Origin of the sequence: Pseudomonas sp. SWRI22 (assembly GCF_014268395.2) — a bacterium.
Lineage (GTDB): Bacteria > Pseudomonadota > Gammaproteobacteria > Pseudomonadales > Pseudomonadaceae > Aquipseudomonas > Aquipseudomonas paracarnis.
Map to the genome: position 1 here is coordinate 1,439,747 of NZ_JABWQK020000001.1, position 24,933 is coordinate 1,464,679.

23 protein-coding genes are annotated in these 24,933 nt (G+C 59.8%); 7 read left to right on the plus strand and 16 right to left on the minus strand.

The window, feature by feature from the left end:
• Positions 1–24: 24 nt before the first annotated feature.
• The 15 genes from rnhB to rpsB all read right to left on the minus strand — a co-directional run bounded on the left by rnhB (position 25) and on the right by rpsB (position 14,664).
• Positions 25–651 (minus strand): ribonuclease HII, encoded by a 627-nt coding sequence (gene rnhB / locus HU730_RS06275; RefSeq protein ID WP_161793220.1) that lies wholly within the window; start codon positions 649–651, stop codon positions 25–27.
• A gap of 2 nt (positions 652–653) precedes the next feature.
• A complete protein-coding gene (gene lpxB / locus HU730_RS06280) occupies positions 654–1,793 on the minus strand; it encodes a lipid-A-disaccharide synthase (RefSeq protein ID WP_034126836.1) in 1,140 nt (379 codons plus the stop codon).
• 2 nt (positions 1,794–1,795) lie between these two features.
• A complete protein-coding gene (gene lpxA / locus HU730_RS06285; RefSeq protein WP_186526517.1) occupies positions 1,796–2,572 on the minus strand; it encodes an acyl-ACP--UDP-N-acetylglucosamine O-acyltransferase in 777 nt (258 codons plus the stop codon).
• Positions 2,569–3,009, minus strand: coding sequence for a 3-hydroxyacyl-ACP dehydratase FabZ (fabZ, locus tag HU730_RS06290; protein WP_003172281.1), 441 nt, complete (start codon positions 3,007–3,009; stop codon positions 2,569–2,571). The genes lpxA and fabZ overlap by 4 nt, the downstream gene beginning before the upstream one ends.
• Before the next feature lie 111 nt (positions 3,010–3,120).
• Positions 3,121–4,176: a UDP-3-O-(3-hydroxymyristoyl)glucosamine N-acyltransferase gene (gene lpxD, locus HU730_RS06295; RefSeq protein ID WP_034126835.1), complete on the minus strand. Its 1,056-nt coding sequence runs from the start codon at positions 4,174–4,176 to the stop codon at positions 3,121–3,123.
• A gap of 3 nt (positions 4,177–4,179) precedes the next feature.
• Positions 4,180–4,683, minus strand: coding sequence for an OmpH family outer membrane protein (locus HU730_RS06300; protein WP_003189173.1), 504 nt, complete (start codon positions 4,681–4,683; stop codon positions 4,180–4,182).
• A gap of 45 nt (positions 4,684–4,728) precedes the next feature.
• Positions 4,729–7,116, minus strand: coding sequence for an outer membrane protein assembly factor BamA (gene bamA, locus HU730_RS06305; RefSeq protein WP_020300966.1), 2,388 nt, complete (start codon positions 7,114–7,116; stop codon positions 4,729–4,731).
• Between the two features lie 74 nt (positions 7,117–7,190).
• Positions 7,191–8,543 (minus strand): sigma E protease regulator RseP, encoded by a 1,353-nt coding sequence (rseP, locus tag HU730_RS06310; protein WP_181125350.1) that lies wholly within the window; start codon positions 8,541–8,543, stop codon positions 7,191–7,193.
• 53 nt (positions 8,544–8,596) lie between these two features.
• On the minus strand, positions 8,597–9,787 hold the full coding sequence (gene ispC, locus HU730_RS06315; protein WP_186526516.1) for a 1-deoxy-D-xylulose-5-phosphate reductoisomerase: 1,191 nt from the start codon (positions 9,785–9,787) through the stop codon (positions 8,597–8,599).
• On the minus strand, positions 9,784–10,590 hold the full coding sequence (locus HU730_RS06320) for a phosphatidate cytidylyltransferase (protein ID WP_034126832.1): 807 nt from the start codon (positions 10,588–10,590) through the stop codon (positions 9,784–9,786). The genes ispC and HU730_RS06320 overlap by 4 nt, the downstream gene beginning before the upstream one ends.
• Entirely contained in the window at positions 10,591–11,346 is a 756-nt protein-coding gene (gene uppS, locus HU730_RS06325) for a polyprenyl diphosphate synthase (protein ID WP_054899097.1), read from the minus strand.
• A gap of 17 nt (positions 11,347–11,363) precedes the next feature.
• A complete protein-coding gene (frr, locus tag HU730_RS06330; RefSeq protein ID WP_003189163.1) occupies positions 11,364–11,921 on the minus strand; it encodes a ribosome recycling factor in 558 nt (185 codons plus the stop codon).
• Positions 11,918–12,661 carry a UMP kinase gene (pyrH, locus tag HU730_RS06335; protein ID WP_003189161.1) on the minus strand — a complete coding sequence of 248 codons (744 nt, stop codon included), beginning with the start codon at positions 12,659–12,661 and terminating at the stop codon, positions 11,918–11,920. The genes frr and pyrH overlap by 4 nt, the downstream gene beginning before the upstream one ends.
• Positions 12,662–12,871: 210 nt before the next feature.
• Complete coding sequence (gene tsf / locus HU730_RS06340; RefSeq protein ID WP_054899096.1) at positions 12,872–13,735, minus strand: translation elongation factor Ts; 864 nt, start codon at positions 13,733–13,735, stop codon at positions 12,872–12,874.
• A 191-nt stretch (positions 13,736–13,926) separates the two neighbouring features.
• On the minus strand, positions 13,927–14,664 hold the full coding sequence (rpsB, locus tag HU730_RS06345) for a 30S ribosomal protein S2 (protein WP_003189158.1): 738 nt from the start codon (positions 14,662–14,664) through the stop codon (positions 13,927–13,929).
• A gap of 388 nt (positions 14,665–15,052) precedes the next feature.
• Between rpsB and map the strand changes: the two genes are divergently transcribed.
• The 3 genes from map to dapC all read left to right on the plus strand — a co-directional run bounded on the left by map (position 15,053) and on the right by dapC (position 19,937).
• Positions 15,053–15,835, plus strand: a complete 783-nt coding sequence (gene map, locus HU730_RS06350; protein WP_003189156.1) for a type I methionyl aminopeptidase — start codon at positions 15,053–15,055, stop codon at positions 15,833–15,835.
• A gap of 64 nt (positions 15,836–15,899) precedes the next feature.
• Entirely contained in the window at positions 15,900–18,602 is a 2,703-nt protein-coding gene (locus HU730_RS06355; protein ID WP_186526515.1) for a [protein-PII] uridylyltransferase, read from the plus strand.
• 135 nt (positions 18,603–18,737) lie between these two features.
• A complete protein-coding gene (gene dapC, locus HU730_RS06360; RefSeq protein ID WP_186526514.1) occupies positions 18,738–19,937 on the plus strand; it encodes a succinyldiaminopimelate transaminase in 1,200 nt (399 codons plus the stop codon).
• A gap of 11 nt (positions 19,938–19,948) precedes the next feature.
• Here the strand turns inward: dapC and HU730_RS06365 are convergent, their stop codons facing one another.
• Positions 19,949–21,592 (minus strand): Na+/H+ antiporter, encoded by a 1,644-nt coding sequence (locus tag HU730_RS06365; RefSeq protein ID WP_034126828.1) that lies wholly within the window; start codon positions 21,590–21,592, stop codon positions 19,949–19,951.
• 225 nt (positions 21,593–21,817) lie between these two features.
• Between HU730_RS06365 and HU730_RS06370 the strand changes: the two genes are divergently transcribed.
• The 4 genes from HU730_RS06370 (at position 21,818) to HU730_RS06385 (ending at position 24,930) form a co-directional block, all read left to right on the plus strand.
• Positions 21,818–22,180, plus strand: a complete 363-nt coding sequence (locus tag HU730_RS06370; RefSeq protein ID WP_014717227.1) for an ArsC family reductase — start codon at positions 21,818–21,820, stop codon at positions 22,178–22,180.
• A 31-nt stretch (positions 22,181–22,211) separates the two neighbouring features.
• Positions 22,212–23,246: a 2,3,4,5-tetrahydropyridine-2,6-dicarboxylate N-succinyltransferase gene (gene dapD, locus HU730_RS06375; RefSeq protein ID WP_034126827.1), complete on the plus strand. Its 1,035-nt coding sequence runs from the start codon at positions 22,212–22,214 to the stop codon at positions 23,244–23,246.
• 68 nt (positions 23,247–23,314) lie between these two features.
• Positions 23,315–24,520 carry a cysteine desulfurase gene (locus HU730_RS06380; RefSeq protein WP_186526513.1) on the plus strand — a complete coding sequence of 402 codons (1,206 nt, stop codon included), beginning with the start codon at positions 23,315–23,317 and terminating at the stop codon, positions 24,518–24,520.
• The gene (locus tag HU730_RS06385) at positions 24,517–24,930 is read left to right on the plus strand and encodes a SufE family protein (RefSeq protein ID WP_186526512.1); all 414 of its coding nucleotides are present in this window, start codon (positions 24,517–24,519) and stop codon (positions 24,928–24,930) included. The genes HU730_RS06380 and HU730_RS06385 overlap by 4 nt, the downstream gene beginning before the upstream one ends.
• Positions 24,931–24,933 lie beyond the last annotated feature (3 nt).

Sequence of the window (24,933 nt, forward strand, 5' to 3'; positions counted from 1 at the left end):
TGGGTAAAAACATCAGCCTTGCTGCTATACCTCGATCAGACTTTCACGGGCCTCATAAGCCTGGCGCACCGGGGCAAACGAGCGGCGATGGATCGGGGTGGGGCCGAGCCGAGCCAGGGCTTCCAGATGAACGGGGGTCGGGTAGCCTTTATGGCCACCAATGCCGTAGCCGGGATAGATCAATTCGAACGCGGCCATTTCACGGTCGCGGCTGACCTTGGCCAGGATCGAGGCGGCGGCAATGGCGGGAACCTTGCTATCGCCCTTGACCACCGCTTCGGACGGCATTGTCAGTTTGGGGCAGCGGTTACCGTCGATCATCGCCATTTTCGGGGTGATGTGCAGCCCTTCCACAGCGCGCTGCATCGCCAGCATGGTGGCGTGCAGGATATTCAGCTCGTCGATTTCTTCGACTTCAGCCCGGGCGATATGCCAGCTCAGGGCTTTCTCACAGATCTCGTCATAGAGCTTTTCGCGACGGGCTTCGGTGAGCTTCTTCGAATCGTTGAGCCCCAGGATCGGGCGGTTCGGATCAAGGATCACCGCCGCCGTGACCACTGCGCCACACAGCGGGCCGCGCCCGACTTCGTCAACACCCGCCACCAGTTCGTGGGCTTGGGCGACGAGACTGAAATCCAGGCCCATTTGCATGGTCATAAGGCTTCCTGTTTATGGCCGATCAGGGTCAACACGGCGTCGGCCGCCTGGTTCGAGGCATCACGGCGTAACGTGCGGTGAATATCGTCGAAACCACGGGTCTGCTCTTCGCCGCCGTCAATCAAGGGTAGTAGGGTTTGCGCAAGCGCTTCGGGCGTTGCATCGTCCTGCAACAACTCCGGCACCAGCAGGCGCTGGGCCAGCAGGTTGGGCAAGGAAATGTAAGGGCTCTTGACCATGCGCTTGAGGATCCAGAAGGTCAGTGGCGCCAGGCGATAGGCCACGACCATCGGCCGCTTGTACAGCAAGGCCTCAAGCGTGGCAGTGCCCGAGGCGATCAACACCGCATCGCAGGCTGCCAGGGCCAGGTGGGACTGGCCATCGAGCAGGGTCAACGGCAGGTTGCGGCCTTCCAGCAGGGTTTCGATCTGTGCACGACGTTGTGGACTGGCGCAAGGCAGCACAAAGCGGATTCCCGGCTTTTGCGCCTGAAGACGTTCGGCAGCATCAAAAAACAACGCCCCCAAACGCCCCACCTCACCGCCACGACTGCCTGGCATCAACGCTACCAACGGGCCATCGGGCAAGCCCAGCTCGGCGCGCGCAGCCGCACGATCAGCCTGCAAGGGAATGGCGTCAGCCAGGGTGTGGCCGACAAACCGCACCGGCACGCCCTTCTCCTCGTAGAACCGGGCTTCGAATGGAAGCAAGGTCAACATCAGGTCGCAGCCTTCGCGGATTTTCAACACACGCTTCTGGCGCCACGCCCACACGGATGGGCTGACGTAGTGCACGGTCTTGATCCCGGCCTGGCGCAACTTGAGTTCGATATTGAGCGTGAAGTCCGGCGCATCGATGCCGATAAAGACGTCAGGTTTTTCTTCGATCAGCGTCTTGATCAGCAGCTTGCGGCGAGCCAGCAGCTCACGCAGGCGCCCCAAGACTTCCACCAGCCCCATGACCGACAGGCGTTCCATCGGAAAGTAGGAGGTCAGGCCTTCGGCCTGCATCAATGGGCCACCGACCCCGATAAATTCCACCGCCGGATGCTGGGCCTTGAGCGCCCGCATCAAACCAGCACCCAGGATATCGCCGGAAGCTTCACCGGCCACGAGCGCAATACGCAGAGTGGCCATGATCAGCGGGTGATGCCGCGAGTCGAGGTCTGGATAGAATCACGGAATACAGCGACTTCCGGGAACTGCGTGGCAGGCTCGGCCAACTCGGCCAAGGCCTGCTCCACGGTCAACCCTTGGCGGTAAACCGTCTTGTAGGCACGGCGCAGGGCGTGGATGGCTTCTTCGCTGAAACCACGACGACGCATGCCTTCAAAATTCATGCTGCGGGCTTCGGCAGGATTGCCGAACACCGTCACGAATGCCGGGACATCCTTGCCGATGGCGGTGCCCATACCGGAAAAGCTGTGGGCGCCGATATGGCAGTATTGATGTACCAGGGTAAAGCCGGAAAGGATCGCCCAGTCATCAACGTGCACATGGCCTGCCAACGCAGTGTTGTTGACCAGGATGCAATGATTGCCGATCACGCTGTCATGGCCGATGTGCGCATAGGCCATGACCAGGTTGTGATCACCCAAGGTGGTTTCGGCGCGATCCTGCACGGTGCCACGGTGAATGGTGACGCCTTCACGGATAATATTGTGGTCTCCGATTATCAGGCGTGTTTCTTCACCCTTGTACTTCATGTCCGGGGTGTCTTCGCCTACCGAGGAAAACTGGTAGATGCGATTGTGTTTGCCAATACGGGTCGGACCCTTGAGGATCACGTGCGGCCCGATGACAGTCCCCTCGCCGATTTCCACACCTGCGCCGACGATCGACCAAGGGCCGACCTCAACGTCGGCGGCCAGTACGGCCGACGGATCGATGATTGCGCGAGGGTCAATCAAACTCATAGTTTGCGTTCCGCACAGATGATCTCGGCAGAGCACACCGGCTTGCCATCTACCGAGGCCTGGCATTCGAACTTCCAGATCTGGCGTTTGCAACTGATGAACTTGGCTTCCAGGATCAACTGGTCACCCGGGGTGACCGGATTGCGAAAACGCAGCTTGTCCGAACCCACGAAATAGTAAAGCGTGCCGTCAGCAGGCTTGAGGTCGAGCATTTTGAAACCAAGGATACCGGCAGCCTGGGCCATGGCTTCGATGATCAACACACCTGGCATGATTGGATGCGCAGGAAAGTGACCATTGAAGAATGGTTCGTTGATGCTGACATTCTTGTAGGCACGAATGCGCTTTTCCTCGACATTGAGGTCCACTACGCGATCCACCAGCAGGAACGGGTAACGGTGAGGCAGGTATTCGCGAATCTCGTTGATGTCCATCATTTCGGGGGGAAGCCTGTAATAAAGATTGGGGGCGGGCGCACCAGGCGCACGCCCCGCTAGCAAATCAAGGAGGCCGTCTAGCGGCTGCGCACACTTGATATGGAAATGGTATCAGCCTTCTGATGAAGCATTACCGCCAGGGGTCACGTCCCCGACACGCTTTTCAAGCTGTTTGATACGTCGTGCCATGTCGTCGATCTTCCTCAAACGCGCGGCACTCTTGCGCCATTCGGCCGCAGGTTGCATCGCGGTACCGGACGAGTAGGCCCCTGGCTCTGTGATCGAGTGGGTCACCATGGTCATGCCGGTGATGAAGACGTTGTCGCAAATATCGATATGCCCCACCAGCCCAACGCCACCGGCGAGCATGCAATGCTTGCCGATCTTGGTGCTGCCGGAGATGCCCACGCAGGCCGCCATGGCGGTGTGATCGCCAATCTGCACGTTGTGGGCGATCTGGATCTGGTTATCGAGCTTCACACCGTTGCCGATCACGGTATCAGCCAAGGCCCCGCGATCCACGGCGGTGTTCACGCCGATCTCCACATCATCGCCGATCAATACGCCACCGACCTGGGCGATCTTGTGCCAGACACCTTTGGAGTTGGCAAAGCCAAAGCCTTCGCCGCCGATAACAGCACCGGACTGAATGACCACACGCTGACCAATACGCACATCGTGGTAGAGGGTCACGCGGGGGGCCAGCCAACCATCGGCACCAATTTCACAGCGTGCACCGATAAAGCAGTGGGCACCCACGGTGACACCAGCACCAATACGCGCCCCGCTTTCGATCACGGCGAATGCACCGATGCTGGCGGCAGGATCAACCTGGGCATCATCGGCGATCACGGCAGACGGGTGAATACCACCGGCCGCCTTCGGCTTGGGATCGAACAGGTGCGACGCCTTGGCGTACGACAGGTACGGATCGGCCACCACCAGCGCATCCCCGGTAAACCCTTCGGCGTCGGCGGCCTTCAGCAACACGGCTGCCGCCTGGCAGTCGACCAGGTATTTACGGTATTGAGGATTTGCGAGGAAGCTCAACTGAGCTGGGCCAGCCTCCTGCAAGGTGGCTAGCCCAGTGATTTCTTTCTCCTTGGAGCCACGCAAGGTGGCCCCCAGGAACTCGGCCAACTCGCCGAGCTTGATAGTCGCTGTCATGGTTTACTTCAGCTGGTTCATGCGCTCGATCACCTGGCGGGTGATGTCGTATTGAGGCTTGACGTCGATCACGGCGCCACGCTCGAACACCAGGTCAAAGGCACCCTTCTTGATGACTTCTTCCACAGCGCTGTCCAATTTCGGCTTGAGCTGCTTGAGCATTTCGCGGTCGGCCACAGCCTTGGCTTCGTTCAGCTCCTTGGATTGGAACTGGTAGTCACGGGCCTTTTGCTTGAATTCAAGCTCCAGACGCTCGCGCTCGCCTTGCTGCATCTTGTCGCCACCGGCTACCAGGCGGTCCTGGATGCCCTTGGCGCTGCTTTCCAGCGTCTTGAGCTTGGTCAGCTGCGGACCGAATTTCTTCTCGGCATCCACGGCGTATCGCTTGGCCGCATCGGACTCCAGCAGGGCCATCTGATAGTTCAGGACCGCGATTTTCATTTCGGCGAAGGCCGGGGTGGTGACCAGCACAGTGGCCAGCAAGACCAATTGAGTCAACTTACGCACGATGTACTCCTACAGAATCCGTTGTCGTTATCTTAGGTCAGACGCTTAGAACGTCTGGCCGAGGGAGAATTGGAAAATCTGGGTTTCAGCGTTATCCGGTTTCTTGATCGGCATGGCCAGAGCAAAGCTCAACGGGCCCAGCGCAGTCACCCAGGTCACACCCACGCCCACGGAGCTCGCCAGGTTGCTGAGGCTCACGTCGTTGCACTGAGTGTTGGACTTCACGCCACTTGGGTTGGTGATCTGATCGCACTTGGAGTCAAACACGTTACCCACGTCCCAGAAGACCGAAGTACGCAGGGAACGCTGATCTTTTACGAATGGCAGCGGGAACAGAATTTCGGCACCACCCTGGATCAGCACGTTACCACCGAAAGGAAGCGGGTCGTTGTCGGAGTCCACTTGCGTACCCTGGTTACCTGTAAAGGCCTGGCCACGGCTCGGCGTGCCACGCGGACCCAAGGTACTGTCCTTGAAGCCACGTACCGAGTTGAAGCCACCTGCATAGTAGTTTTCATAGAACGGCAAGCCATTGGTCGAACCATAGCCGTCACCATAGCCCAACTCTGTGTGCAGGCGCATGGTGTAGTTATCGCTCAACGGCTGGAACAACTGGCCGCGGTAGTCGAGCTTGAAGAACGACAGGTCGCTGCCCGGCGTAGTGACTTCCGCGGTCAGGCTCTGGGAGTGGCCGCGGGTTGCCAGTACGCCTTTGTTCAGGGTCGACTCGGACCAGCCGGCAGACGCCTTGAAGTTCAGGAACTTGTCGCCTTCACGACGGGTGAAGTCGAAGATTTCGTCCACTGTGTACACACCGGTCTTGATCTCATCCTGCTGGGCTGTAAGGCCGAAGGTCAGGCGCGAGGTCTCGCTGATCGGGTAACCCACGTTGACACCGGCGCCCAGGCTGTCGATCGCATAGCTTGCAACGTCAACATCGAGGTCTTTGTAGTCGGTGGTGCGATAGAAGGCGTTGTAGCCCAGGCTCACACCGTCTGCAGTCCAGTAGGGGTCGGTGTAGCCGAAGTTGTATCGGCTCTGGTATTCGCTGCGGGTCAGGCCGATGGACACACGGTTACCGGTACCCAGGAAGTTGTTCTGCGTGATGGAACCACCCAGGATCAAACCGGCACTCTGGGCGAAACCGACGCTGGCGGTGATCGAACCCGAGGCTTGTTCTTCAACGGCGTAGTTCACATCAACCTGGTCATCCACACCCGGTACGGCCGGGGTTTCGACGTTGACTTCCTTGAAGAAGCCCAGGCGCTCAAGACGGGTCTTGGACTGGTCGATCAGGTAGGTCGAAGCCCAGCCACCTTCCATCTGACGCATTTCACGACGCAGCACTTCGTCCGCGGACTTGGTGTTGCCACGGAAGTTGATACGGTTGACGTAGGCACGCTTGCCCGGATCGACGACGAAGGTGATGTCCACGGTGTGGTCTTCATCATTCGGGGTCGGCACGCCGTTGACGTTGGCGAAGGTATAGCCTTCGTTACCCAGGCGGCGGGTGATCAGTTCTGAGGTGGTGGTCATCAGCTTGCGCGAGAACACCTGGTCCTTCTGCACGAGCAGCAGGGACTTGACCTGGTCTTCAGGCACTTTCAGGTCGCCGCTGAGCTTGACGTCACGAACCTTGTACTTCTCGCCTTCGTTGACGTTGACGGTGATATAGACGTGCTTCTTGTCCGGGGTGATGGACACCTGGGTCGAAGCGATGTCCATGTTGATGTAGCCACGGTCCAGGTAGTAGGAGCGCAGGCGTTCCAGGTCACCGGAGAGTTTTTCACGGGCGTACTTGTCATCGTTCTTGAAGAACGACAACCAGTTGGTGGTCTTGAGTTCGAACAGGTCGACCAGGTCTTCATCAGGGAACTTGGTGTTGCCCACGACGTTGATGTGCTGGATGGCGGCCACGGTGCCTTCGTTGATGTTGACCTTCAGGCCCACACGGTTACGAGGCTGGGGGATCACTTCGGTTTCCACGGTCGCGGAGTAGCGGCCCTGGGCAACGTACTGGCGTTGCAACTCGTTACGCACACCCTCAAGGGTTGCGCGCTGGAAGATCTCGCCCTCGGCCAGGCCCGATTGCTTCAGGCCCTTCATCAGGTCTTCAGTGGAGATGGCCTTGTTACCTTCGATCGCGATACTGGCGACGGAAGGTCGCTCGACGACCGTGATGACCAGGACGTTGCCTTCGCGACCCAGTTGGATATCTTGAAAGAACCCGGTTTTGAACAGCGCACGAGTGGATTCCACCAGGCGACGATCATCCGCCTGTTCCCCGACGTTCAACGGCAAGGCACCAAAGACGCTACCCGCGGAGACCCGCTGGAGGCCATTGACGCGAATATCGGAGATGGTGAAGGACTCGGCGTGAACTTCGGCGATCATCAATACGGTGAGAACCGCAGTTAGCAGCAGACGTTTCATGAAGTCCTTTCTTATTCCAACTGGCAATAAACAAACTGCCGCAAAATGCGGCAGATTCGCAATTCAGCGAAGCGTTACAGACGTCCCAGATCGTTGACCAGGGCTAACAACATCACCCCGACCACCAAACTGATACCAATCTGTATCCCCCAACCCTGCACCCGATCCGACAAGGGGCGACCACGCACCCACTCGACCAGATAAAACAGCAGATGCCCCCCATCCAATACTGGAATGGGCAGCAAATTCAGAACCCCAAGGCTAATACTCAGATAAGCCAGGAAATTCAGGAAATCCGCGACACCCGACTGGGCAGAAGCGCCCGCCACTTTAGCAATGGTTATCGGTCCACTCAAGTTTTTTACCGAGAGCTCACCGAACAACATTTTCTTGAGGGATTCGAGGGTCAGCACGCTCATGGTCCAGGTGCGTTTCGCGCCCTCTGCAATCGCTGCCAAAGGCCCGTAGCTGACCTCTCGCACCATCGATGGCGGCCATTCGACACCTTTGACCCCTGCCCCCAGGTAGCCCCCGGCCGCCTTGGCTTCGCCTCGCACCGACAGGGTCACGGGGACGTCGATTTGAGCACCGTCGCGCTCAACTTTCAGCACAATTTTGGTATCAGGGCGCACACGCACCAGGTCAACCACCTGCTGCCAGTCACCCAGCGCCTGGCCATCAAGGGCCAACAGGCGATCACCGGTTTTCAGGCCAGCAGCCTGGGCCGGCCCCTTTGGATCCAGCTCGGCCAGCACCGGCGGCAAGGCCGGACGCCAAGGGCGGATCCCGAGGGATTTGATCGGATCGGGCTCATCGGCGCCCTTGAGCCAATGGTCCAGCGCCAATGCCCGCGGGGTTTCGGCGCTGGAGCCCTGGTCACGCACTACCACATTGACGGTGCCGCTTTCACCCAGGCGACGCACCAACTGCAAATTGACCGCGCCCCACCCTGTGGTGGGTTCGCCATCAATCGATACAATTTCCTGCCCTGCCGTCAGGCCCGCCTTGGCCGCGATGCTGTCGGCTTCGACCGCGCCAATGACCGGGCGCACCTGCTGGCTGCCCAGCATGGCCAAGACCCAGAAGAACACCATCGCCAACAGGAAGTTGGCGATCGGTCCCGCCGCGACAATCGCAATACGCTGACGAACGGTCTTGCGATTGAAGGACTGGTCCAGCTGGTCTGCAGGCACTTCGCCTTCGCGCTCATCGAGCATCTTGACGTAGCCGCCCAACGGGATAGCAGCAATGACAAACTCAGTGCCTCGGCGATCATGCCAGCGCAACAACGGCATGCCGAAACCGACGGAAAAGCGCAATACCTTGACGCCGCAACGACGCGCCACCCAGAAGTGGCCGAATTCGTGGAAGGTCACCAACACACCCAGAGCAACCAGGGTGCCGACAATCATGTAGAGCGCACTCATCTAATTTCTCCGCATTTCAATCCAATGCCTGAAGACTCAAACCTGCCCGCGGCCTAACCCGCATTGCGATCCAACCATTGCCCGGCCAGGGCTCGGGCCTTGGTGTCGGCCTCGAACACCACCTCCAGGTCATTCACTGCCACTACCGGCTCAAGCGCCAGGACGTCCTCGATGATACTCGCAATCTGCGGAAAGCGGATGCGCCGCTCAAGAAACGCCGCCACGGCCACTTCGTTGGCCGCGTTAAGCATCGCCGGGGCACTGTTACCCGCCTCGGCCGCTTGCCGCGCCAGGCGCAAACAAGGGAAACGCTGCTCGTCCGGGGCTTCGAAGTCCAGGCGCGCGATTGCAAACAAGTCCAACGGTGCTACGCCGGAATCAATCCGCTCAGGCCACGCCAAGGCGTTGGCGATCGGTGTGCGCATGTCCGGGTTACCCAATTGCGCCAACACCGAACCATCCACGTAATCGACCAGGGAATGGATCACACTTTGTGGGTGAATGACCACCTCAACCTGGTCAGGCCGCGCATCGAACAGCCAGCATGCCTCGATCAACTCCAGGCCCTTGTTCATCATGCTCGCCGAATCCACGGAGATTTTGCGCCCCATGGACCAGTTCGGGTGAGCGCATGCCTGATCGGGAGACACATGGTCCAGCTCGGCCGACGGAGTCTGGCGGAATGGGCCACCCGATGCCGTCAGCAAAATTCGGCGCACGCCGACCTGGCTCAAGCCGCGGGCAAAATCACCGGGCATGCACTGGAAGATGGCGTTGTGCTCGCTGTCCAGAGGCAGCAGCACCGCTCCGCTCTTACGCACCGCTTGCATAAAGAGCGCGCCGGACATGACCAAGGCTTCTTTGTTGGCCAGCAGGATTTTCTTGCCAGCATCGACTGCCGCCAAGGTCGGGCGCAAACCTGCCGCACCGACAATCGCCGCCACCACCGTATCCACGTCCGCATCGGCCGAGACCTGGCATAAGCCTGCCTCGCCAACCAATACCTGAGTGGCCAGCCCGGCAGCCCGCAGATCATCCTGCAGACTGCGAGCCGCAGCAGCTTCCGGCACCACGGCAAAGCGCGGCGAGTGACGCACGCACAAGGCCAGCAACTCGCGCAAACGCGTGAAGCCGGTCAGGGCGAAAACCTGATAGCGATCGGGGTGACGCGCGATGACATCCAGGGTACTGAGCCCGACCGAGCCGGTCGCACCCAGCACCGTAACCTGCTGCAGGCGGCTCACGAAGCGATCATCCACAACAGCACGGCAAAAATAGGCAGCGCGGCGGTGAGGCTGTCGATACGGTCAAGCACACCGCCATGGCCTGGCAGCAGGTTACTGCTGTCCTTGATGCCCGCCTGGCGTTTGAACATGCTCTCGGTAAGGTCGCCCACCACCGAGATGAAGACGACAATAGCCGTCCCCAGCAAGGCCAGAAGCACTTCCTTTACTGACCAGTCACGCACCACACCGACCACCAGGGTGATCAGCAGCGTCAAGGCCAAGCCGCCGTATACGCCTTCCCAGCTCTTGCCAGGGCTTACGGCCGGGGCCAGCTTGCGTTTGCCAAAAGCTCTACCCGAGAAGTAGGCACCAATGTCGGCGCCCCATACCAACACCATCACAGCCAGGATCAATTCGTTGCCCAGCGGGTAACGCTTGATCTCCACCAGCCCTTGCCAGGCCGGCAAGAGGATCGCCAGGCCAATCACCAGCTTGCAGGCCACGCTGGACCACTGGCTACTGGTGCGCGGATAGGTGAGCACCAGGAAAGTCGCCAACGCCCACCACAACACTGCAGCCCCCAGCACCCAGGGCGCGATGTCCGGCAGGATGTACATGAAGAACAACAACAGCGCGACCAAGGCGGCATAGGCCATACGCGGCAACTGGTTGACAAAGCCTGCCAGGCGCGCCCACTCCCACGCACCAAGGGTCACAACCAGGCCGATGAACAGCGCAAAGCCGGAACCGTCGAGCAGGAAAAAACCGCACAAGGCAATCGGCAGCAGGATCAGCGCCGTGATGATTCGTTGTTTAAGCATTTAAACCCGGGCTCCAGCTTCGATCTGCTCGCTCGTTTTACCGAAGCGACGCTGACGGGAAGCGAAATCAGCCAGTGCATTACGCATGGCTTCGTGTTTGAAGTCCGGCCAGAACAGGTCGGAGAAGTACAGCTCGGTGTAGGCCAGCTGCCACAGCAGGAAATTGCTGATGCGATGCTCGCCACCGGTGCGAATGCACAAGTCCGGCAACGGCAGGTCGCCGGTCACCAGGCAGGTTTGCAACAGTTGGGGCGTGATGTCGTCCGGGCGCAGATGGCCGGCCTGCACTTCGCGGGCCAGCCGCTGCGCAGCCTGGGCAATATCCCACTGGCCACCGTAGTTGGCTGCGATCTGCAACACAAAACGGTTACTACCGGCAGTGATGGCCTCGGCTTCGCGCATGGCCGCTTGCAGCTCCGGATGGAACCGCGAGCGATCACCAATGATGCGCAGACTGATGTTGTTGTCGTTGAGGCGCTTGGCCTCACGACGCAGAGCCTTGAAGAACAGGTCCATCAAGGCACTGACTTCATCGGCGGGTCGCTGCCAGTTCTCACTTGAGAACGCGAACAAGGTCAATACTTCGACCTTGGCCTCGGCACACACCTCAATCACCGCCCTTACCGCGTCAACACCCGCTTTATGCCCGGCAACACCCGGCATAAAGCGTTTTTTCGCCCAGCGATTATTCCCATCCATGATGATCGCGACATGGCGCGGCACCACGGAGGGCACAGTCTGCTTGGTCTTTTCCATGAAGGCGTCCTGACCCCTTATACGGCCATCAGGTCCTTTTCTTTTTCTTCAGTCGCCTTGGTGATCTGGGCTTCGGCGTCCTTGGTCAGCTTGTCGATATCAGCGACGGCACGGCGCTCTTCGTCTTCGCTGATTTCCTTGTCCTTGACCAGCTTCTTCAGATCGCCCAGTGCATCGCGACGGATGTTACGCACGGCAACGCGCGCATCTTCAGCAGCACTGCGCGCCTGCTTGGTGAAGCCCTTGCGGGTTTCTTCGGTCAGGGCTGGCATGGAGATCAGCAGCAACTCGCCCAGGTTGGTCGGGTTGAGGTTCAGGCCGGCACTCTGGATAGCCTTGTCGACGGCGGCGAGCATGTTGCGCTCGAAGGCAACAACTTGCAGGGTACGCGAATCCTTCACGGTCACGTTGGCCACACCGCTCAGCGGGGTGTCGGAACCGTAGTAAGGCACCATCACGCTGCCCAGGATGCTTGGGTGCGCCTTGCCAGTACGGATCTGGCCAAAGGCGTGGCTCAAGGATTCCAGGGATTTCTGCATACGCGCCTGGGCGTCTTTCTTGATTTCGTTGATCATTGTTGGCCTTCCTCGATCAGAGTCCCTTCTGCGCCGCCGTGTACGATATTCAGCAGGGCGCCGGGCTTGTTCATGTTAAATACGCGCAGCGGCATCTTGTGGTCGCGGCACAGGCAGATAGCGGTCAGGTCCATGACACCCAGCTTGCGATCCAGTACTTCATCGTAGGTCAGATGATCGAACTTCTCGGCATGCGGGTCTTTGAATGGGTCTGCAGTGTATACGCCATCCACCTTGGTCGCCTTCAACACCACGTCGGCATCGATTTCGATAGCACGCAGGCATGCGGCCGAGTCGGTAGTGAAGAACGGGTTACCTGTGCCAGCAGCAAAGATCACCACTTCCTTGGAGTTCAGGTGGCGCATGGCTTTGCGGCGATCATAGTGATCAGTCACGCCAACCATGGAAATTGCCGACATCACGATGGCCGAGATGTTGGCGCGCTCCAGGGCGTCGCGCATGGCGAGGGCGTTCATCACAGTAGCCAGCATGCCCATGTGGTCGCCCGTAACCCGGTCCATACCGGCCGCACTCAGTGCCGCACCGCGGAACAGGTTGCCACCACCAATCACCAGGCCGACCTGCACGCCGATACCGACCAACTGGCCGACTTCCAGCGCCATGCGGTCAAGCACCTTGGGGTCGATCCCGAACTCTTCCGAGCCCATCAGGGCCTCGCCGCTGAGCTTGAGTAGAATGCGTTTATAGCGAGCCTGATAACCACTGCCCTGCTGAGCCATTGCGAATCTCTCCTGCGGCGTATTTTTTAAAAATTCTTGGCGAGCCGTTTACGGCTTGCGTTCACTCTAGCTGGACGCTGTCACAGCGCCATCGGAACACGGCTTTGTAAGCCAGTTCCGAGAGGAAACCAAATAAAATTGGCCTTCCCATTTGAAAAGAGGCTGCGCGCGTGAGCGGGCAGCCTCTTTCGGCGACAGTTTGGAACTGTCTTATTGCTTGGCGGCAGCCAGCTGGGCAGCAACTTCTTCAGCGAAGTTGTCGACCGGCTTCTCGATGCCTTCGCCTACTTTGAAGTAAGTGAAGGAAACGATTTCAGCACCGGCTTTCTTGGCCAGTTCGCCAACCTTGATTTCAGGGTTCTTGACGAACGCCTGCTCAACCAGGCTTGCTTCGGCCAGGAACTTGCTGATACGGCCTTTGACCATGTTCTCAACAATGTTTTCTGGCTTGCCTTTGATTTTTTCTTCGTTCAGCTGCAGGAACACAGCTTTTTCACGCTCGATCGCTTCGGCCGAAACTTCCGAAGGCAGCAGGAACTCAGGGTTGCTTGCAGCAACGTGCATCGCGATGTCTTTGGCCAGCTCAACGTCGCCGCCTTTCAGAACAACTGCAACACCGATTTTGTTGCCGTGCAGGTAGCCACCAACTACATCACCTTCAACGCGAACCAGGCGACGGATGTTGACGTTTTCGCCAACCTTGCCGACCAGTACCAGACGAGCTGCTTCTTGAGCTTCGATCAGAGGCTCAACAGTGGTCAGCTTGTCAGCGAAAGCTTTTTCGACGCTGGAAGCAACGAACGCCTTGAAGTCATCCTGCAGAGCCAGGAAGTCGGTCTGGGAGTTCACTTCCAGCAGAACGGCGGATTTGCCGTCTTCTTTCAGAGCGATAGCGCCTTCAGCAGCCACGTTGCCTGCTTTCTTGGCAGCCTTGATGGCGCCGGAAGCACGCATGTCATCAATGGCTTTTTCGATGTCGCCGCCGGCCTTGGTCAAGGCCTTTTTGCAATCCATCATGCCTTCGCCGGTACGCTCACGCAGTTCTTTAACCAACGCTGCAGTAATCTCTGCCATTTCAAAATCCTCTTGGATAGGTTTTCAACCATTCCACCCGATCAAACGGGCGATCAATTCTTCCCGAATCTCCGTTGTAGGCCGCTGCACGTTACAAACAATGTAGCTGCGCTGCCGACAAATGGTTTTCGAGGTGGCAAAAAGGGGGCCAAGCCCCCTTTTTGCTTACTGAGTCAACGCCAGGGCGTCAATTACTCAGCGGCAGCTACCGGAGCTTCTTCAACGAACTGCTCGGTACCACCAGCAACGTGGTTGCGACCACGGATTACAGCGTCAGCCATCGAACCCATGTACAACTGGATAGCGCGGATTGCGTCATCGTTGCCTGGGATGATGTAGTCAACGCCTTCCGGGCTGCTGTTGGTATCGACTACGCCGATAACCGGGATGCCCAGCTTGTTGGCTTCGGTGATCGCGATGCGCTCGTGATCAACGTCGATAACGAACAGTGCGTCAGGCAGACCGCCCATGTCCTTGATACCACCCAGGGAACGATCGAGCTTTTCCAGGTCACGGGAGCGCATCAGCGCTTCTTTCTTGGTCAGCTTGGCGAAAGTACCGTCTTCGGCTTGCACTTCAAGGTCACGCAGACGCTTGATGGAAGCACGGATGGTTTTGAAGTTGGTCAGCATGCCGCCCAACCAGCGGTGATCGACGTACGGCGAACCGCAACGTGCTGCTTCTTCAGCAACGATCTTGCCAGCGGAACGCTTGGTGCCGACGAACAGGATCTTGTTTTTGCCCTGGGCCAGACGCTCTACGAAAGTCAGCGCTTCGTTGAACATTGGCAGGGTTTTTTCAAGGTTGATAATGTGAATCTTGTTACGCGCGCCGAAAATGTACTTACCCATTTTCGGGTTCCAGTAACGGGTCTGGTGACCGAAGTGCACACCGGCCTTCAGCATATCGCGCATGTTGACTTGGGACATGATAGTTCCTTAATAAGTCGGGTTTGGCCTCCACGTATCCCAATGACCAACCAGCGGCATCAAGGCCTCCGGCACCCAGGTCATCGTGTCGACACGTGTGTGGATTTAAGCTTTGCGGGGTATCCCCGGAAAGCGGCGCATTTTATACCACAGCATCGGCAAAAACGAAACCCGCAATCACACTTGCCGGTCGTCGTCTTTGCGTAAGCCCTTGAATACAGCCAACATGCCTCTACCTCATAGAGAGAAGCGATCACCAGACGCGCATGATTTGCCAGCATCGTCTGTTAGAATCGCGTTTTTTGGGACTTGCGCGAATGCTGTACCCCTTTGTCGCGCTCCCCGTGAACCGTATTGATTTCAGCGCGTCGCGCTAGAGAGAGCCTGTATGACCGTTACCTTGAAAACCGCCGAAGACATCGCAGGCATGCGCGTTGCCGGCAAACTGGCTGCCGACGTGCTGGAAATGATCGCCGAACACGTCAAGCCCGGCGTCACCACCGAAGCGCTGGACCGCATTTGCCACGACTATATAGTCGACGTGCAAAAAGCCATCCCTGCCCCGCTGAATTACAAAGGCTTCCCCAAGTCGATCTGCACCTCGATCAACCACGTGGTCTGCCACGGCATTCCCGGTGACAAGCCACTGAAAGACGGCGACACCCTGAACATCGACGTCACGGTGATCAAGGATGGTTACCACGGCGACACCAGCCGCATGTTCCACGTCGGTAATGTGCCGGTATGGGCCGAGCGTCTGTCCCAGGTCACCCAGGAATGCATGTACAAGGCCATCGAGATCGTCAAGCCCGGCTGCCGCCTGGGTGACATCGGTGAAGTGATCCAGAAGCACGCGGAAAAGAACGGCTTCTCGGTGGTGCGCGAGTTCTGCGGCCACGGTATCGGCAAGGTGTTCCACGAAGAGCCGCAGATTCTGCATTACGGCCGCGCCGGCACCGGCATGGAACTCAAGGCCGGCATGACGTTCACCATCGAACCGATGATCAACCAAGGCAAGGCCGACACCAAGGTGCTGGGCGACGGCTGGACCGCCATCACCAAGGACCGCAAGCTCTCGGCCCAGTGGGAGCACACCCTGCTGGTCACCGACACCGGCTACGAGATCTTCACCCTGCGCGCTGACGACACCATCCCACGCGTTTCTGCCTGAAGGTCGCCCAGGTTTTCCCGCAACGTGTTGTGACTGACTGATAGATAGAAAGGAAAGCCGAACGATGCCCCAGGTGGATCCCGAACTCTTCGACCGTGGCCAATTCCAGGCCGAGCTGGCACTGAAGGCAAGCCCCATCGCCGCCTTCAAGAAGGCCATCCGCCAAGCCCGCGAGGTGCTCGATGCGCGCTTTCGCAGCGGCCGGGATATTCGCCGCCTGATCGAAGACCGCGCCTGGTTCGTCGATAACATCCTGCAAAAGGCCTGGGAGCAGTTCAATTGGAGTTTCGACGCCGATATCGCCCTGGTGGCGGTCGGCGGCTACGGTCGCGGCGAACTGCACCCCTACTCCGACATCGACCTGCTGATCCTGCTGGACCAGGCCGATCACGAGATCTTTCGCGATTCCATCGAGCGCTTTCTGACGTTGCTGTGGGACATCGGCCTGGAAGTCGGCCAGAGCGTACGCTCGGTGGACGAATGCGCCGAAGAGGCCCGTGCCGATCTGACGGTGGTCACCAATCTGATGGAAAGCCGCACCATCTGTGGCCCCGAGCGCCTGCGCCAGCGCATGCTTGAAGTCACCAGTACCGCACACATGTGGCCAAGCAAAGACTTTTTCCTGGCCAAGCGCGCCGAGCAAAAAGCCCGGCACCACAAGTACAACGACACCGAATACAACCTGGAACCCAACGTCAAAGGCTCACCCGGTGGGCTGCGGGATATCCAGACAATCTTGTGGGTGGCGCGCCGTCAATACGGCACGCTGAACCTGCGCGCCCTGGCCGGCGAAGGCTTTCTGGTGGAGAGCGAAAATTCCCTGCTGGCCTCGTCCCAGGAATTCCTGTGGAAGGTGCGCTACGCCCTGCACATGCTGGCCGGTCGTTCCGAAGACCGCCTGCTCTTCGATCACCAGCGCTCTATCGCTACCCTTCTGGGCTTTGAAGGCGAAGATGCGAAGACCAGCATCGAGAGCTTCATGCAGCAGTATTACCGGGTAGTCATGAGCATTGCCCAGCTCAGCGACTTGATCATCCAGCACTTCGAAGAAGTGATCCTGGCCCCCGAAGACGAAGCGCCACCGCAGCCGATCAATGCGCGTTTCCAGTTGCACGACGGATATATCGAAGCACGCAACGACAACGTGTTCCGCCGCACCCCGTTCGCCATGCTGGAAATCTTCGTGTTGATGGCCCAGCAGCCGGAGATCAAAGGCGTGCGCGCCGATACCATCCGCTTGCTGCGGGAAAACCGTCACCTGATCGACGACGATTTTCGCAACGACATTCGCAATACCAGCCTGTTTATCGAGCTGTTCAAGTGCCGCATCGGCATCCATCGCAACCTGCGGCGCATGAACCGCTACGGCATTCTGGGGCGCTACCTGCCGGAGTTCGGCTTTATCGTCGGGCAGATGCAGCACGACCTGTTCCATATCTATACCGTCGATGCCCACACCCTGAACCTGATCAAGCACCTGCGTAAGTTGCAGTACACGCAGGTGTCAGAGAAATTCCCGCTGGCCAGTAAGCTGATGGCCAAGCTGCCCAAGCCCGAGTTGATTTACCTGGCCGGCTTGTACCACGACATCGGCAAGGGCCGGCATGGCGACCACTCGGAGATCGGCGCGGTGGATGCCGAAGCCTTCTGCCAGCGCCACCAGTTGCCGTTGTGGGACAGCCGCCTGATTGTCTGGCTGGTGCAGAACCACCTGGTGATGTCGACCACGGCCCAGCGCAAGGACTTGTCCGACCCACAGGTGATTCACGACTTTGCCGGCATCGTCGGCGATGAGACCCGTCTCGACTACCTCTATGTGCTGACCGTCTCCGATATCAACGCCACTAACCCCACGCTGTGGAACTCCTGGCGTGCCAGCCTGTTGCGCCAGCTGTACACCGAAACCAAGCGCGCCCTGCGCCGTGGCCTGGAGAACCCGGTGGACCGCGAAGAGCAGATCCGCCGCACCCAAAGCGCAGCCCTGGATATCCTGGTGCGCGGCGGTAACGACCCGGACGACGTCGAGCAACTCTGGTCGCAACTGGGTGATGATTACTTCCTGCGCCACACCGCCGGCGACGTGGCCTGGCACAGTGACGCAATCCTGCAGCAACCCGCCGATGGCGGCCCGTTGGTCTTGATCAAGGAAACCACCCAGCGCGAATTCGAAGGCGGCACGCAGATCTTCATTTACGCGCCCGACCAGCACGACTTCTTCGCCGTGACCGTGGCGGCCATGGACCAGCTCAACCTGAACATCCATGACGCCCGGGTCATCACCTCCAGCAGCCAGTTCACCCTCGACACCTACATCGTGCTCGACGCCGACGGCGACTCGATTGGCGACAACCCGGCGCGCGTGAAAAAGATCCGCGAGGGCCTCACCGAAGCCCTGCGCAACCCCGACGACTACCCCACCATCATCCAGCGCCGGGTGCCGCGCCAGCTCAAGCATTTTGCCTTTGCGCCTCAGGTGACCATTTCCAACGACGCACAGCGACCGGTGACGGTGCTGGAGCTCAGCGCACCGGATCGCCCAGGCCTGCTGGCGCGTATCGGCGGGATTTTCCTGGAGTTCGACCTGTCATTGCAAAATGCCAAGATTGCGACCCTGGGCGAGCGGGTAGAAGACGTGTTCTTTATCACCGATGCCGACAACCAGCCACTGTCCGACCCGGAGCTGTGCCTGCGTTTACAGGCGGCAATCGTGGAGCAGTTGAGCGTGACCCAGGAACCCGGTGTCGAGCTGACCAGAGTGACTATTTGAATTCTTAACTTTGTGAACACGAGTCATGTGGGAGCTGGCTTGCCTGCGATGCAGACACCTCGGCCCGTCCGATCGACCGCAGATCGCAGGCAGGCCAGCTCCCACAGATCCGCGCTCACCGTGATAGAGGCTTATATGAACAACGCCCTTAACCAGTTGCAGCCCTACCCCTTCGAGAAGCTGCGCGCCCTGCTCGGCAGCGTGACGCCGAACCCGGACAAACGCCCGATCGCACTGTCCATCGGCGAGCCCAAGCACACGTCACCGGCCTTCGTTGCCGAGGCCTTGAGCAATAACCTCGATCAAATGGCGGTGTACCCCACCACGTTGGGTATCCCGGCACTGCGTGAAGCCATCGGCGCCTGGTGCGAACGCCGCTTCAACGTGCCCAAGGGCTGGCTGGACCCGGCGCGCAACATCCTGCCGGTCAACGGTACGCGCGAGGCGTTGTTTGCCTTCACCCAGACCGTGGTCAACCGTGGCGACGATGCACTGGTTGTGAGCCCCAACCCGTTCTACCAGATCTACGAAGGCGCCGCGTTCCTGGCGGGGGCCAAGCCGCATTACCTGCCGTGCCTGGATAGCAACGGCTTCAATCCAGACTTCGATGCTGTCTCCCCCGATATCTGGAAACGCTGCCAGATCCTGTTCCTGTGCTCCCCCGGTAACCCGACCGGTGCGCTGATTCCAGTCGCCACGCTGAAAAAACTCATCGCCCTGGCCGATAAATACGATTTCGTCATCGCCGCCGACGAATGCTACAGCGAACTGTACTTCGACGAACAAACCCCACCCCCGGGCCTGCTCAGCGCCTGCGTCGAACTGGGCCTTCAGGACTTCAAGCGTTGCGTGGTATTCCACAGCCTATCCAAGCGCTCCAACCTGCCAGGCCTGCGTTCAGGCTTCGTGGCCGGCGACGCCGAGATCCTCAAGGCCTTTTTGCTGTACCGCACCTACCATGGCTGCGCGATGCCGGTGCAAACCCAGTTGGCCAGCATCGCCGCCTGGCAGGACGAGGCCCATGTACTGGCCAACCGTGACCTGTACCGCGAGAAGTTCGACGCAGTGCTGGCGATCCTCAAGCCGGTGCTGGACGTGCAAAGCCCGGACGGCGGCTTTTACCTGTGGCCGAATGTACAAGGCGATGACGCCGCCTTCTGCCGCGATTTGTTCGTGGAAGAACATGTGACGGTGGTGCCGGGCTCTTACCTGTCGCGGGAAGTGGACGGCTTTAACCCAGGTGCGGGGCGTGTGCGCCTGGCATTGGTTGCGCCGTTGGCCGAATGCGTGGAAGCGGCTGAGCGGATTCGCGACTTTATCCAGCGTCGCCGTTAAGGGCTTACGGGTCACTTCATGTGACCCAAATTCGCCTCGCTCATATCCAATTCCGCCAGCACCTCCCTCAATACGTCATCACCAATCTGGTGGTGACGGCTCAAGCTGTACAACTCCAACCGTTGGGCGCGCAGAGCCTTGAGCCGCAGCTTGCGCTCAAGCAGGTCCATTTGCTGCGCCAGCGCCTGAGCTTCAGCCGAATCGTTGAAGACCTCCAATTGATGGCGATATTCCGACATCAGCCGTGCCTTCAGTTCGGTAGCCAATGCCGCCTGGGCGGCGTCCGGCGTGTCGGCCTCGACTGGCTCGTCGGCCTCCAGTGCATGAATCGCGGCCACGGCGGTCTTTTTCCAGGCTTCGCGCACTTCTTTGTGGCGTTTTTCATCCGGGCTATTCTCGACGCCGCGTAACAGCAGCGGCAGCGCGATACAGGCAGCGACCAGTGATAACAGGATCACACCGGCAGCGATAAAGATCAGCAGGTCACGCTCAGGGAAATCCTGGCCAGGCGCCAACAGCAAGGGCACCGACATGACGCCCGCCAGGGTCACCGCACCGCGTACACCGCCGACGGTCAACAACCAGCAGGAACGGGCCGTCGGCACCAGGGTCAGCGCGCTTTTGCCACGTAGCCTGCGCAGCAAACCTGACAGCCGCCAGATGCTTTGCACCCAGATGAAGCGCAATACCACCAGCACCAGAAAGATCGCCACCACATCCAGGCAGCGATACATCAAGGTGGGCCACAGCGTGGTTTCATGGCTGACCACGGCCTTGATGATGTCTGGCAGTTGCAGACCGAGCAGCAGGAAGATCAGGCCGTTAAAGGCAAACTCCAGCAACGACCACACGCTGCGGTTGAGCAGGCGCGTGCTGGTCTGGCGCGGCAGCAGGTCGAGCCAGCTTTGCATCATGCCCGCTGCCACCGCCGAGAGGATGCCGGACGCGCCCAGGCGTTCAGCCAGTACGTACGCAGCAAAGGGCAGCAACAACATGAACACCACATGGGTCGCCGGGTCGTCCCAACCGCGCGCGATCATCCAGGCGCGCAGGCGGCCGACCAGCCAGCTCAACGCCACACCGATCGCCAGCCCGCCCACCGCCACTAACACAAACGTCAGGCTGGCATCCGCCAGGGAAAAGACCCCGGTCAACGCAGCGGCCAGGGCGAACTTGAAAGTCACGAGGCCCGACGCGTCATTCATCAAGGCCTCGCCCTGGAGCATGTGCATCAGCGGCTTGGGCAAACGGTTCTGGGAAATGGCCGACACCGCCACAGCGTCCGTCGGCGAGAGCACCGCTGCCAGGGCAAAGGCCACCGGCAAGGGGATCGAGGGCAGCAACCAATGAATGAAGTAACCGGCGCCCACCACGGTGAACAGCACCAGCCCCACCGCCAATGTCAGGATCGGGCCACGCAGGTGCCACAACTCACGCTTGGGCATGCGCCAACCATCGGAAAACAACAGTGGCGGCAGGAACAGAAACAGGAACAGCTCAGGGTCCAGCGCCACATGCAGCCCCAACGTGGGCCAGGCCAGCAAGGCGCCGGCGGCGATCTGCACCAGGGGCAAGGGCAGTGGGATGATGCGCCCGATCAGGCGCGAAAAGCTGACCAGCATCAGCAGGATAAGAACGGTGTAGGCGGTTTGCATAACGCGGGTTTCCCGGACAATCGGCTTGCAACGACACATCAGGCAACAACTGGCCGTTGAAGTGCCATATTACCCGGCTATGTTACCTGGCTATGTTACTCGCCTATGCTGCGCACTGGCACTTTGCACAAAAGTCGCACGCTGTTGACGAGCGGCGCCGAAACCCGCTGGTCGTGGCATAATCGGCGATCTTTCATTTTCATACGTCCAAAGGGGGGCAATTCCTTGAGTGCTTCAAGCAAAACCTTGCACCTTTTCGGCATCAAAGCCTGCGACACCATGAAAAAGGCGCGCACGTGGCTCGATGAGCACGGGGTGAGCTATGAGTTCCATGACTACAAAACGGCCGGTATCGACCGCGAACACTTGACCCAATGGTGCAACGAGCACGGTTGGCAGGTGGTTTTGAACCGTGCGGGCACCACCTTTCGCAAACTCGAAGACGAACGCAAAGCCGATCTCGATCAGTCGAAAGCCATTGAATTGATGCTCGCACAACCCTCGATGATCAAGCGCCCGGTGCTCGATCTCGGTGACAGAACCCTGATTGGCTTCAAGCCAGATAGTTATTCGGCGGCCCTCAAGTAGGCCAGCCTTCCATTTTTGTAGAGGTAACAGCATGTCCAATTCCCTGTTCAGCCTGGGCTTCGGCGTCGGCACTCAGAACCGCCAAGGTGCTTGGCTGGAAGTGTTTTACGCACAACCCTTGCTCAATCCATCGGCTGAAATCGTTGCCGCCATCGCACCGATCCTCGGTTACACCGAAGGCAACCAGGCGATCACCTTCACCGTGAGCCAGGCCCTGCAACTGGCCGACGCGCTCAAAGGCGTCGATGCTGCCCAGGCCGCCCTGCTCAGCCGTCTGGCTGAAAGCCACACGCCGCTGGTCGCGACCTTGCTGGCCGAAGACGCCGCACTGACCTCCACGCCCGAGGCCTACCTCAAGCTGCACCTGCTGTCCCATCGCCTGGTCAAGCCCCACGGCCTGAGCCTGGCCGGTGTGTTCCCGCAGTTGCCGAACGTGGCCTGGACCAGCCAGGGCGCTATCGACATCAATGAACTGGCCGAGCGCCAACTGGAAGCGCGCCTGCGTGGCGACCTGCTGGAAGTGTTCTCGGTGGACAAGTTCCCGAAAATGACCGACTACGTCGTACCGGCTGGCGTGCGTATCGCTGACGCTGCACGTATCCGTCTGGGCGCGTACGTGGGCGAAGGCACCACCGTGATGCACGAAGGCTTCGTCAACTTCAACGCGGGCACCGAAGGCCCGGGCATGATCGAAGGTCGCGTATCGGCGGGCGTATTCGTCGGCAAGGGCTCGGACCTGGGCGGCGGTTGCTCCACCATGGGCACCCTGTCGGGCGGCGGCAATATCGTGATCAAGGTGGGCGAAGGCTGCCTGATCGGCGCCAACGCCGGTACCGGTATCCCATTGGGCGACCGCAACACCGTGGAGTCGGGCCTCTACATCACCGCCGGCACCAAGGTTGCCCTGCTGGACGAGCAGAACCAACTGGTCAAGGTGGTCAAGGCACGCGAGTTGGCTGGCCAGCCGGACCTGCTGTTCCGTCGTAACTCCGAGACCGGTGCCGTGGAGTGCAAAACCCACAAATCGGCCATCGAACTGAACGAAGCGCTGCACGCTCACAACTAAGCAGCCACTCGATGCCACTAGCGGGCCGCACCCTCGGGGGCGGCTCGCTTATACGAGTCTTGATCACCATGCTTGTGCCCTCCCCCTGGCGCGCCGACTTCCCGGCCATCGCCACCCTGCAACGGCAAGACCAGACCTATCTGGACAGCGCCGCCACCACGCAAAAACCCCAAGCCCTGCTGGATGCCATCAATCATTACTACGCCAATGGCGCAGCGAATGTGCACCGTGCCCAGCATTTGCCCGGGGCCCATGCTACCCAGGCCTTTGAAGACAGCCGCAGCAAGGTCGCGCAGTGGTTGAACGCAGGTGACAGCGGGCAGGTTGTGTTTACCCACGGCGCAACGTCTGCGCTGAACCTCCTGGCCTATGGCCTGGAACACTTATTCAATGCGGGCGATGAGATTGCTATCAGCGCCCTGGAACACCACGCCAACCTGTTGCCCTGGCAGCAATTGGCCAAACGCCACGCGCTCACGCTGGTGGTATTACCCTTGGACGATGAAGGCGTAATCGACCTGGACGCCGCAGCCCGCTTGATTGGCCCACGCACGCGCCTGCTGGCGGTGAGCCAGTTGTCCAACGTGCTCGGGGCCTGGCAGCCGCTGCAAGCCTTGCTGGCGCTGGCCCAGGCACACGGCGCCCTCACGGTGGTGGACGGCGCCCAAGGCATCGTCCATGGCCGCCACGACGTACAGGCCCTCGGCTGCGACTTCTACGTGTTCTCCAGCCACAAACTCTACGGCCCGGACGGCGTCGGCGTACTGTATGGCCGTAATGAGGCCCTGCACCACCTGCGCCACTGGCAGTTCGGCGGCGAGATGGTGCAACAGGCCGACTACCACAGCGCCAGCTTTCGCCCCGCGCCGCTGGGCTTTGAAGCCGGCACCCCACCGATTGCCAGTGTGATCGGCCTGGGCGCGAGCCTGGATTACCTGAGCTCGCTGGATGCCTCGGCGGTGATCGCCCACGAAGCCGCCCTGCATGACTACCTGCTGCGCGGGCTTAAGGCACGCAATGGCGTGCGCGTGCTGGGATCGCCGCAGGTGGCGCTGGTGAGTTTTGTGGTGGAGGGCGTGCACAACGCCGACCTCGCCCACCTGCTGACCGAGCAAGGCATTGCTGTGCGCGCCGGTCATCACTGCGCGATGCCATTGTTGAAGGCAATGCATCTGTCAGGCGCAATCCGCGTTTCCCTGGCGCTCTACAACGATTCCGACGACCTGGAACGCTTTTTTGAAGCGTTGGACCAGGCGCTGGATATGTTGCGATGAGCTTGCCAGTGGACGCCATGGCCGCGCTGGAGGCCTTCCAGGCTGTGGGCAGCTGGGAGCAGCGCGCACGGATGCTGATGCAATGGGGTGAACGCTTGCCCGCCCTGGCTGATGACGAAAAGGTCGACGCTAACCTGGTGCAAGGTTGTGAAAGCCTAGTGTGGTTGGTGGGCCGCTTGCAGGGCGGCCATTGGCAGTTTGCTGCGAGCAGCGAGGCACGGATGATTCGCGGGTTGGTGGCGTTGCTGCTGGCGCGGGTCAACGGCTTGTCGGCTGATCAATTGCAAGCGGTCGACCTGCCTGGCTGGTTCAATCAACTGGGCCTGTCGCGCCAACTATCGCCGTCGCGCAGCAATGGCTTGAATGCCGTACTGCAACGCATGCGAGACCTGACGCGTACACAGAAATAATGT

Excerpts from the sequence above, each read along its gene's own strand:
- rnhB (WP_161793220.1), bottom strand. The coding sequence starts at position 651 with ATGCAAATGGGCCTGGATTTCAGTCTCGTCGCCCAAGCCCACGAACTG.
- lpxB (WP_034126836.1), bottom strand. The coding sequence starts at position 1,793 with ATGGCCACTCTGCGTATTGCGCTCGTGGCCGGTGAAGCTTCCGGCGAT.
- lpxA (WP_186526517.1), bottom strand. The coding sequence starts at position 2,572 with ATGAGTTTGATTGACCCTCGCGCAATCATCGATCCGTCGGCCGTACTG.
- fabZ (WP_003172281.1), bottom strand. The coding sequence starts at position 3,009 with ATGATGGACATCAACGAGATTCGCGAATACCTGCCTCACCGTTACCCG.
- lpxD (WP_034126835.1), bottom strand. The coding sequence starts at position 4,176 with ATGACAGCGACTATCAAGCTCGGCGAGTTGGCCGAGTTCCTGGGGGCC.
- bamA (WP_020300966.1), bottom strand. The coding sequence starts at position 7,116 with ATGAAACGTCTGCTGCTAACTGCGGTTCTCACCGTATTGATGATCGCC.
- rseP (WP_181125350.1), bottom strand. The coding sequence starts at position 8,543 with ATGAGTGCGCTCTACATGATTGTCGGCACCCTGGTTGCTCTGGGTGTG.
- HU730_RS06320 (WP_034126832.1), bottom strand. The coding sequence starts at position 10,590 with ATGCTTAAACAACGAATCATCACGGCGCTGATCCTGCTGCCGATTGCC.
- uppS (WP_054899097.1), bottom strand. The coding sequence starts at position 11,346 with ATGGAAAAGACCAAGCAGACTGTGCCCTCCGTGGTGCCGCGCCATGTC.
- frr (WP_003189163.1), bottom strand. The coding sequence starts at position 11,921 with ATGATCAACGAAATCAAGAAAGACGCCCAGGCGCGTATGCAGAAATCC.
- pyrH (WP_003189161.1), bottom strand. The coding sequence starts at position 12,661 with ATGGCTCAGCAGGGCAGTGGTTATCAGGCTCGCTATAAACGCATTCTA.
- tsf (WP_054899096.1), bottom strand. The coding sequence starts at position 13,735 with ATGGCAGAGATTACTGCAGCGTTGGTTAAAGAACTGCGTGAGCGTACC.
- rpsB (WP_003189158.1), bottom strand. The coding sequence starts at position 14,664 with ATGTCCCAAGTCAACATGCGCGATATGCTGAAGGCCGGTGTGCACTTC.
- map (WP_003189156.1), top strand. The coding sequence starts at position 15,053 with ATGACCGTTACCTTGAAAACCGCCGAAGACATCGCAGGCATGCGCGTT.
- HU730_RS06355 (WP_186526515.1), top strand. The coding sequence starts at position 15,900 with ATGCCCCAGGTGGATCCCGAACTCTTCGACCGTGGCCAATTCCAGGCC.
- dapC (WP_186526514.1), top strand. The coding sequence starts at position 18,738 with ATGAACAACGCCCTTAACCAGTTGCAGCCCTACCCCTTCGAGAAGCTG.
- HU730_RS06365 (WP_034126828.1), bottom strand. The coding sequence starts at position 21,592 with ATGCAAACCGCCTACACCGTTCTTATCCTGCTGATGCTGGTCAGCTTT.
- dapD (WP_034126827.1), top strand. The coding sequence starts at position 22,212 with ATGTCCAATTCCCTGTTCAGCCTGGGCTTCGGCGTCGGCACTCAGAAC.
- HU730_RS06380 (WP_186526513.1), top strand. The coding sequence starts at position 23,315 with ATGCTTGTGCCCTCCCCCTGGCGCGCCGACTTCCCGGCCATCGCCACC.
- HU730_RS06385 (WP_186526512.1), top strand. The coding sequence starts at position 24,517 with ATGAGCTTGCCAGTGGACGCCATGGCCGCGCTGGAGGCCTTCCAGGCT.